This window comes from Acetobacter thailandicus (genome assembly GCF_011516655.1).
Lineage (GTDB): Bacteria > Pseudomonadota > Alphaproteobacteria > Acetobacterales > Acetobacteraceae > Acetobacter > Acetobacter thailandicus.
Genome location: NZ_WOSV01000040.1, coordinates 1 through 652, shown reverse-complemented (window position 1 = coordinate 652; position 652 = coordinate 1). Strand labels below are relative to the sequence as shown.

At 39.0% G+C, this 652-nt stretch carries 1 protein-coding gene and 1 pseudogene; both read right to left on the bottom strand.

Annotated features, from left to right (window positions below; all coding sequences use genetic code 11):
* Positions 1–107: 107 nt before the first annotated feature.
* Positions 108–368 (bottom strand): hypothetical protein, encoded by a 261-nt coding sequence (locus GOB58_RS12880; protein WP_173560462.1) that lies wholly within the window; start codon positions 366–368, stop codon positions 108–110.
* Between the two features lie 186 nt (positions 369–554).
* A pseudogene (locus tag GOB58_RS12875) lies at positions 555–652 on the bottom strand (IS5/IS1182 family transposase); the annotation flags it as partial.

The following is a 652-nucleotide window of genomic DNA, read 5'->3' as shown; positions in this document are numbered from 1 at the left end:
TCTGACGTTCAGACAACAAAAATACATCACTCACAGTCTCACCTCCATCGGTAAGACTGTTGAATCACAACAACTCTCTCAGTTCAGGAAATTAACAGGTCCTGAGCCTAATTCTTTTTGTTCCATACTTTTCTAGTGTGGTCGAATGCAATTACATTTTTGCGCTGCAATCTTAAGAAGGCGTTTTCAACGGCTTGGGCCTCAAACCATGGTTTTCCCGTTTGGTGCTGGTATAGCTGGATTGCATGAACTTTTGAAATAGGAAGGCATGAAATAATCACTGCCTCCAAATCAGTCTCATTGCACTCTGCGGTAAACCGCAAAGCATGACGAAGGTTGAAATAAGTCAATTTATTATTATCCATCATCAAGGCTCCCAAATATTTAGATCAGAATATATTCATTTTTTTGGATGTCGAATTAAATTGTATAATTAAAATACAAAAATAAATTTATTGGTGGTTGATGGTCGTGTGAGAAAAGAATTCATAGGAGAGGTAGACGTTTGAATTGAGAATAAAAAATAATAAAATTATTCCTCCTACGGCATGTCGTCAGTTAAGCAGGATGATAACTGAAGCGAACTGCACGGCTGCGAGGAACGTTGATTTCATCTTGTCGTAGCGCGTTGCGATCGCGCGGAACTGTTTGA